6 protein-coding genes and 2 pseudogenes are annotated in these 8,218 nt (G+C 58.2%); 3 read left to right on the top strand and 5 right to left on the bottom strand.

Going from position 1 to position 8,218, the window contains the following annotated elements:
• Both ACXRVY_RS11600 and ACXRVY_RS11605 read right to left on the bottom strand, forming a co-directional pair.
• A partial coding sequence (locus ACXRVY_RS11600; protein WP_458237431.1) for a GMC family oxidoreductase occupies nt 1-1,182 on the bottom strand: 1,182 nt, incomplete at its 3' end.
• 50 nt (nt 1,183-1,232) lie between these two features.
• A complete protein-coding gene (locus ACXRVY_RS11605) occupies nt 1,233-1,751 on the bottom strand; it encodes a gluconate 2-dehydrogenase subunit 3 family protein (protein WP_223458781.1) in 519 nt (172 codons plus the stop codon).
• A gap of 497 nt (nt 1,752-2,248) precedes the next feature.
• On the opposite strand from ACXRVY_RS11605, the gene ACXRVY_RS11610 reads away from it, so the two are divergent.
• The gene (locus ACXRVY_RS11610) at nt 2,249-4,198 is read left to right on the top strand and encodes a sigma-54-dependent Fis family transcriptional regulator (protein WP_223458779.1); all 1,950 of its coding nucleotides are present in this window, start codon (nt 2,249-2,251) and stop codon (nt 4,196-4,198) included.
• A gap of 61 nt (nt 4,199-4,259) precedes the next feature.
• Here the strand turns inward: ACXRVY_RS11610 and ACXRVY_RS11615 are convergent, their stop codons facing one another.
• Nucleotides 4,260-4,811 carry a VOC family protein gene (locus tag ACXRVY_RS11615; RefSeq protein ID WP_223458777.1) on the bottom strand — a complete coding sequence of 184 codons (552 nt, stop codon included), beginning with the start codon at nt 4,809-4,811 and terminating at the stop codon, nt 4,260-4,262.
• Between the two features lie 262 nt (nt 4,812-5,073).
• Between ACXRVY_RS11615 and ACXRVY_RS11620 the strand changes: the two are divergent.
• Nucleotides 5,074-5,193, top strand: a pseudogene (locus ACXRVY_RS11620) (lipoyl synthase); the annotation flags it as partial.
• Nucleotides 5,194-5,231: 38 nt separating this feature from the next.
• Here ACXRVY_RS11620 and ACXRVY_RS11625 read toward each other — a convergent pair.
• Both ACXRVY_RS11625 and ACXRVY_RS11630 read right to left on the bottom strand, forming a co-directional pair.
• Nucleotides 5,232-6,140, bottom strand: coding sequence for a carbohydrate kinase family protein (locus ACXRVY_RS11625; protein ID WP_223458775.1), 909 nt, complete (start codon nt 6,138-6,140; stop codon nt 5,232-5,234).
• 160 nt (nt 6,141-6,300) lie between these two features.
• Nucleotides 6,301-7,866, bottom strand: coding sequence for a carbohydrate porin (locus ACXRVY_RS11630; RefSeq protein ID WP_458237432.1), 1,566 nt, complete (start codon nt 7,864-7,866; stop codon nt 6,301-6,303).
• 167 nt (nt 7,867-8,033) lie between these two features.
• Between ACXRVY_RS11630 and ACXRVY_RS11635 the strand changes: the two are divergent.
• A pseudogene (locus ACXRVY_RS11635) lies at nt 8,034-8,218 on the top strand (ABC transporter substrate-binding protein); the annotation flags it as partial.

The following is an 8,218-nucleotide window of genomic DNA, read 5'->3' on the forward strand; positions in this document are numbered from 1 at the left end:
GGGCAGGTCCTCACCGCACAACCACACGCCGGACATATGGTCGTAACGCTCCATCCGCGAAGCGAAGGCACGGCCCCAGCCCTGCGGGGTCGGATCGAGGAAGGCGGACATGAACGGCAGGCCGAGGGACAGGATTTCCAGCCGGTAGCCACCGACGAAGCCCCGCGAAGTGTTGTTGTAGGACTCGTCGGAAATGATTCCGGCACAGGTGGTGCCCCGATACATGTGAATCGGCTTGGGCAGCACTGCGTAGATGCCTGCGGTGGTGTGACACATGTAGTTGCGCCCAACCTGACCGGAGGAGTTGGCCAGGCCGTCCTTGAACATCGAGGACTCGGAGTTGAGCAACAGGCGCGGCGACTCGATGGAGTTACCGGCCACGCACACCACTCTGGCCTTCTGGCGCTGCTGGTGGCCCTCGGCGTCGGCGTAAACCACCCCGGTGACTCGGCCGCGGGCATCATGTTCGATGCGAAGCGCCATGCTCTGCGGACGCACCTCACAGTTGCCGGTAGCCTCGGCGCGGGGGATATCGGTGTAGAGGGTCGACCACTTGGCGCCGATGCGGCAGCCCTGCATGCAGAAGCCGATCTGCATGCACCCGGGACGACTGTCATAGGGCTGCGTGTTGATCGCCATCGGGCCGGACTGGATTTCTTTGTAGCCAATGCGTTGGGCGCCTGTGGCCAGGACCTTGAAGGAGTTGTGCCATTGGTGATAAGGCATTCCGGTGCTTGGACCGGTCACGCCCATGTGCTTCTCAGCCTTGACGTACCAGGGCTCCAGCTCCTCATAGCTGATTGGCCAGTCCAGCACATTGGCGCCCTTGATATCGCCGTTCTCGGTGCGCATGCGAAACTCGAAGTCGCGAAAGCGCAGGGCCACGCCGGCCCAGTGCACGGAACTGCCACCCACCGCTTTGACGATCCAGGCCGGCAGGTTCGGGTGGTTGCGCGCCACGTCCCAGCCGCCGGTGGCGATGCGTTTGTCGAGCCAGGAAATCTTGTTGAACATGGCCCACTCATCGTTTTCGATGTCGGACATCTCGTAACGCTTGCCGGCTTCCAGCACCACGGTACGGATTCCTTGCTTGGCCAAGGCGTGAGCCAGGGTCCCGCCGCCGGCRCCCGAGCCAATGATGACGACGACATCGCTGTCGTCCTGGGAGTATTTCGCTGCCATGGGGTTAACCCTCATTGTTGGAATGGATGGAGCCGCGAAGAAAAGACTGATCAGAGCCAGTCGAGGTCGTTGAAGCCACGCGCGATATAGCCACCTTTCTCCACCGACGAGCCCTCGTAGCCAAACAGTGGGAACAGCGTCTTGTTGTCGTAGATGCCAAACATCAGCGCACTGCGGGTTTCGCGGAAGAACGGCGTAGTCTCGATCTCGCGAAGCAGAGCGACGCGATCGTCCTCGCTGACGATCTCTTCGAAAGGCCGCCCCTGTGTGGCGCGGGCTCGCCCCTGCAGGGCCTTCAAGCCATCGTTGACCAGGTCCGGATGTTTACCGAGCAGCTCGACCAGCGACTTGGCATACGGTGCATCGCCGAGCCGGTCATGGGGATAGATATCGCGCCCCATCTGCAGCAGCCCGGCGGGCAACCGGGGCAACACGTCGTCGGCGATGGCGGTGACGGGAATGAGCTGGCTGAAAACGGCGGTAGCGCCGATGATCAGGGCCGATTGCCCCGAAAGACTGAGGAAGCGCCGACGGCTCAGAGGGCCTCTCAGGGGTGAAGAGTCATGCATGGCAGAGCTCCAGGCTTTTGCCGGCACGCCTGTAAGGTGGGAACAGGTGTGGCCGACGTTATTGTTATTAGTCCGGGTGCCTTTTCGGCCCCTTCGATAGTGAAGGAGCAACTTGTGTGCCAATGCCAAAAACAGATCCTAACTTACTGTTTTTAAATGATTTTTTAGCACTCAAAAAAAACATCTTTCGAGCATGACCTGTAAAGCGAAGGCTTTACACCTGTAAGCATCCGTCCAAGCCTTTTACATACGTAAAGGCTGGCGATACCTGAACTGAGTGCGAGATCGCAGCGGCGGCATTGCCGGGCACCGCCAACCAATAAGGGTGACCCTTTACCGGTCTTCTGACGGTGGTCCGGCCGCGATCAACGAGGGAAGTGACAGCGCAGGGCTAAACTCGTAATGTGATTGCAACCGTGCCAGCCCGCCCCCCACGTGCTGATGCCAAACAAGAACAAGATCGTCACGGACCCCTCATCCCGTGCCCGGGAGGCCGCATGAGCACCCTTTCGACCCCCAGCCTGCACATCGACACTGTGCTGTCCTACGCCAGCGATAGCGCTGGGCACGAGTCCATCATCACCCGGTCCTGGAAGCGTTGTATCCAGGATTACGGTCTGGATCCGGCCAAGCCCGCGCCACCGCGGTTTGTTCCGCGTCAGGTATTGCGGGAACACCAGGACCACGCGGACGAGCTGATCAACGTGGCCCGTGCAGGCGTCGAGCAGCTGTACCGCCACATCGCCGAGCTGGGGTACGTCATTCTCCTCACCGATAGCCGGGGGATCACCGTGCAGTTCCTCGGCGATCCACTGGATGAGGCGGCGCATCGCAAGACCGGCCTGTACCTCGGCGCCGACTGGAGCGAGAACCACGCAGGAACCTGCGCGGTGGGGACCTGTATCAAGGAGCAACTGCCGCTGACCTGCCACCACCATGATCATTTCAGCGCTCATCACATCGCCCTGACCTGCACCGCAGTGCCCATCTTCAATCCCCACGGGCAGCTGCTGGCCGTGCTGGATATCTCGGCATTGAATTCACCACCGTCCAAGGACTCCCAGCAATTCGCCCTGCAACTGGTCAAGCAGTACGCACGAATGATCGAGGATGCCTACTTCCTGCGCCGCTACCGTGAAGCTCATATCCTCTGCTTCGACCGTTCCCGCGAGTTCGTCCTGATCAATCGCCAGTACCTGCTGGCGATTGCCGGGGATGGCAGTCTCCTGGCGGCGAATACCGCGGCCCGTGTACTGCTCGCCGAATGTGGCTTGCAGTTGCCGGAGCGGCCTTCGGCACTGGCGCGCCGGATCGGTATCCAGGATCTGTTCGACTGCGAACCTGAAGACATCTTCGGCATCCCCCGCGCCAGCCCCGACCAGGTACGCGCGTTCCGTACCCACCGTCAAAACGCCCTGTTCTATGCCGCGTTGATGGAGCCCAGCCGAACGCCCGTTGCCCCTCAAGCTCAACGTTCGAGTGAGGAACGCTGCCCGCTGGATGAGCTCTCCGACGATGACCCCGCCATGCGCAAGATGCTCGCTCGTGCCAAGCGACTGTGCAGCGAGCCGCTGAACTTGCTGCTCAATGGCGAAACCGGTACCGGCAAAGAACGCCTTGCCCGCGCTTTGCACGACAGCAGCAACAGGCGCAAGGCCCCCTTCGTCGCCATCAACTGCGCGGCAATGCCTGAGTCATTGATAGAGAGCGAACTCTTCGGCTACCAGCCAGGCACCTTCACCGGGGCACGCAGCAAGGGTATGCGAGGGCTGATCCAGCAGGCCGATGGCGGCACACTGTTCCTCGATGAAATCGGTGACATGCCGCTGCATCTGCAGACGCGGCTGCTGCGCGTGCTTGCCGAGCAGGAAGTGATGCCACTGGGCAGCGAAAAACCGATCAAGGTCAATATCCGCGTCATCGCGGCCAGTCACCGTGACCTGCGGCAGTTGATTGAACGAAACGAGTTCCGCGAAGACCTCTACTACCGCCTCAATGGCGCGATCCTGCGCCTGCCGGCGCTGCGCGAACGGGCCGACAGGAACTACCTGATAGAACGCATTTTCAGAGAGCTCTGTGAACAGCGCCAACGTCCCGCACGAATCCGGGGCGACGCCATGAGTGCTCTCCTCGGCTACGCCTGGCCAGGCAATATCCGCGAGCTGCGCAATGCGTTGCAGTACGCGCTGGCCACCGCGGAGACGGATGAAATCACTGTGAACGACCTGCCCGAAGAATGCCTGCCAAGCGTCAATCAAAGACAGGCCAGGAGTTCGGTTCCCGTGCAGGAACAACAGACATCCCACGCACGCGAAATCGAGGACTGCTTGCGCGGGCAACGCTGGAATGTCAGCGCCGCGGCACGCGAGCTCGGCATGTCGCGCCCGACCCTATATCGCTGGATGAAGCTTCACAACATCGTTCCTCCCAACGCCCTGGACAGCTAAACCAATAGTTTCAAACGCCCGTAACCGGCCCGAGCCGGGCCGGCCGGGCTTTCAAGTCGAATCAGTGCTCAGGTGTGCGCGGGTCCCAGAGAAGGCGCGTCACGCCTTTCTCGTAGCCCATCCCGTCCGGGAAACTCACCAGCTCCAGCTGCAACCCCCAAGGCGCCAGGAAGTACACCCAGGTCAGGCCCTTGGCCGGGCCATCGGTGAAGGTCGATGGAGTATCCAGTACCTGCACGCCACGAGACTGCAGGTACTCCACCGCTGCCTCCATGTCGTCCACATAGAACGCCAAGTGGTGCCCGCCGACGTCGCTGTTGCGGGGCAACCGACGATTCTGGTCGGGAGCTGTGTACTCGAAAATTTCCAGGTTGGTGCCATTGCCACATCGGACCATCTGGAAGTCGCGAATAGACGCGCGCGGATGCACGTTGAGGTGCCGCTCCATCCAGTCGTCTTCAAAACGGAATTCGCCAAAGGTGAAGTATGGCTCGCAGCCAAGCACCTCGACGAAGAAGGCAACAGCCTCGGACAGGTTCGGCACCGTGATGCCGATATGCTGCATGCCGCGCATTCCCGGCAGAGCGTCATTCAGGTTGTTCTTGTGGGTCATGAGGGTCTCACTTGTTGTTGTACGAGATTGGCCAGCTTCGTGCTGACACATTCCCTGCTGCACACCCAATGCCACAAACTAACCCATTGATTTGAATAGCAGTCACTCCCGCCGTTGGCAGCAGCGGTGTAAAGGCCTTTACAGCTGCAAGGCGTTACAACAGCCACCTCCCATCCTCTCTCGCCCCTGCCAATGGGCCTTGCGCGGGTTGGCCCAGCTCTTGCCTGATGTTTGGGGACATACCCTTGAAAGATGGAGACCTATGGTGGAGCCCCGACACATCGTCACTGGGCCGGGCAAGGTTGAAACCGGCATAAAATTGCGCGGTGCCGAGAAGGTCGCGCGTATACCGGTGAAGATCATTCCGACCGAAGAACTGCCGAATTTACTTAGACAACTCCCCGGCGCCGGCAACCATGGTCAAGTATGTTTTAGCAGCTGCAGCAAACCTTCCACATCAGCTAGCGCTGGAGCATGGGCTCCGGCATGGCGGCAAGATATGGATGCGCAAGCCGCTGAAAATTGCAGGCGCTCTCTCAAGTCCACGATCCCCAGCAACTGCGCAGCCAGCCAACCAGCCATACAAGCGTCTCCTGCTCCAACCGTGTCTTCCACCTTCACGGCAATCGCCGGCTGATCGAGTTGGCTGTCCGGGGTGTGGAGAATCATCCCGTGTTCTCCTCGGGTAAAAAGGATCTGCGCCTGAGGATTAAGAGCGCGAAGCTCATCCATTGCCTGGTGTTCTGTCAGCCCTGGATAAATTTGCCGAAGGTCTTCATCGGAAAGCTTAATCATGTCAGCAAGGGTGGTCATCGTAGGGAAGGTCTGCTCCCGATAATGGCTATCCATTAAATTGCGCCAGTTCGGATCATAGCTAATCCGTTTACCGGCTTTTTTGGCCTGCTGAGCAATTTTAACCAGCCTGTCTGCCAGTGGCTGTCGAGCCAAACTGATGCAGCTGAAATGACACAGCTCTGCATGGTTGATCCATCCTTCGGGCATCAGATCCGGATCAAAAAACAGATCGGCATCTCCAGCAAAAAAGTATCTTGGGGGACGGCTCGATGGAACGATGGCAACCAAAGGATCTCGGTCTACCCGTTGGATAAACCTCATATCCAATCCTGCCACTTCCGACTGCGAAACTATCTCGTCACCCAGTGAATCCATGCTCACCGACCCAGCAAAAGCACTGCTGACACCCAAGCGACTTAGCGCTCGTGCAACGTTCCAGGGAGCACCACCCGGGTAGCCCTTCCACTGTCCGGGAGTGCCTTGGACAAGATCGGTCAGGGCTTCGCCAAACACTATTGCGCGAGGCAATACCATCGTCATTTCCTCAATATTTTGTCGTAGGGAACTGCTGGCTGATCAGATCAGACCGGTAATCACTTACTCAATGCGCTTTGATGAAAGGCAGGGTTTGTTGAAGTCAGAGAAGTTCTCATCGCCAACCTCAAAGCAGATGTTGGCCGAACACGTTCAAATATTAAAACCAGGTTTCCATTTGTATACCGTATTGCCATACACCTCCGGCTTTGAAGTCCGTCATGCCAAAGGAGTCTGTGGTACTGAATTTGTCCAGATCCGAAGACCAGTTCATGAAGCTTGCGAACACTCGCAATTCGGGACGTGTGAGAAGATCTCCAACCTCAGGTTTGAATGTCGGGGCGACAGTGAACTTCCAAAAGTTACCGTCGACCGCATTACGTTGTAGATAGTCCTTCGGGTCGAGGTTCATGGTTTGCCAGCTTATTTCGTAGGCCATCTCGAAATTGCTGTTGATTTTATTGGCCAAACGCACGTTCAGGGTCAGCCAGCGGTAGTCGTCACCCTTGACGTATCTATCCTTGCTCTGTTCGGCCAGCAAGCTGGGGCCGATACGCCAGTCAGGCGCAAGGGGTGTCTCACCGTAAAGTGCCAGACGCAGAGCGCGGGCATCGTCGATGAGTTCGCCATCCGAGCCGATGTTCTTGACCTCGGCTCCCAGACCTTGCCCATAGAGCAGCGCCGTTTTGAAGAAGCCTTCCCTGCCGAAAAAGTTTTTCTGGTGATTGGCCAGCATGCTGTGCAAGCCGGAATCCGCAGGCGTCAAACCCGCTGCATTGGTGCGGGTACCGAAATCGTTTTTCTTTGCGCCGATGCCATTGAACATCCACTGCCACTGACCATCCTCGAAGAACTGGTTGGAGGTCAGGATGTAGCTTTCTACATCGGCACTAAGATCGCCTTGACTGAAATCCCCGTAGTTACGCCCGATCAAAGAGTAGTTCGAACGCCAATTCTTGTTCATCTRCATATCGTAGATTCCACCCCCGGTGCCGGCCAGAAAGACAACGTCCGAGTCCAGCCAGTGGATATCGAAATTATCTCTATCGAATCGCTTGCCTGCCCACAGGGTGGCGTTCTCGAACACTGAATTGCCCTTGAACGCAGCGACATGGTCAAGCGCTGTGAATACCTGGCGCACGTTCAGTTTGCTTTCGTCGGCCGTCCAGTCATTGGTGCTTTCCACACCGTCGGCGATGGAGACCGTGAATTTGGAACGGGTGCCGTTTTGCGCATAGCTTTCTTTCGACAGGTCTATACGCATGTAGGTGTCGTCTTCGTTACCGAGTCGCCCGACTGCACCACCGACTGAACCGGCAGGAGTTGTATAAGGGCCGCCACGACCACCACCCAGCCGATCGTTGATCAGCAATCCGGAGCGGGCGTAGCCGTTGAAGCTGAACCCATCAGTGAGGTGTCCGGTACTGCCCTCTTTCTCCAGGCTTTGCTGACGGGCTTCGAGTTTTGCCAGTCGGGTATCCAAAGCGGGCGCCGAAATTACTGCCGCATTAGACGCGGCGGGCTGCAAGGGAGCAGTGGCGAGTTTGATCTGCTGCAATTCCCTGGCAAGTGCCTGGGTTTGCTGCTCGGCTGCGGCTGCACGCTTTTCCGCGGCGCTGGCACGGGCTTCGAACGCGGCCATGCGTTCTTCCAGAGTCGCGGCCTGAGAGGTTACCGCCGAGGTGCCGAGCACGCCTGCGAGTAGCCAGCTTGATGCTTTCTGCATGTGAATTTCCTGTTTTGTTTTTATTGTGTCGTTCCCGCGACCGGCCATTTTTCGTGAGTTGCGAATTGTCGCAATCGACGAAAAAAAGGATGCCTCATCGCTAATACGCTGCTACATTTGGCGATGTTAACGTTAACTTTTCTAAAAACAAAAATAAAGAGGGCTTTATGAAACAGCTGAAATCTGTCCTTCCAGCAGCACTGCTCACCCTTTGTGTCGGGCTTCCGTCCCTGTCGAGCGCAGCCGATTTAACGATCTCCTGCGGCGCGGTGGGTGCGGAGCTACAACTCTGCAAAGAGGCTGTCGAGGCGTGGTCCAAACAGACCGGCAACCACGTCGAGGTGGTCTCAAC

The organism is Pseudomonas sp. P5_A2_2 (genome assembly GCF_054177685.1).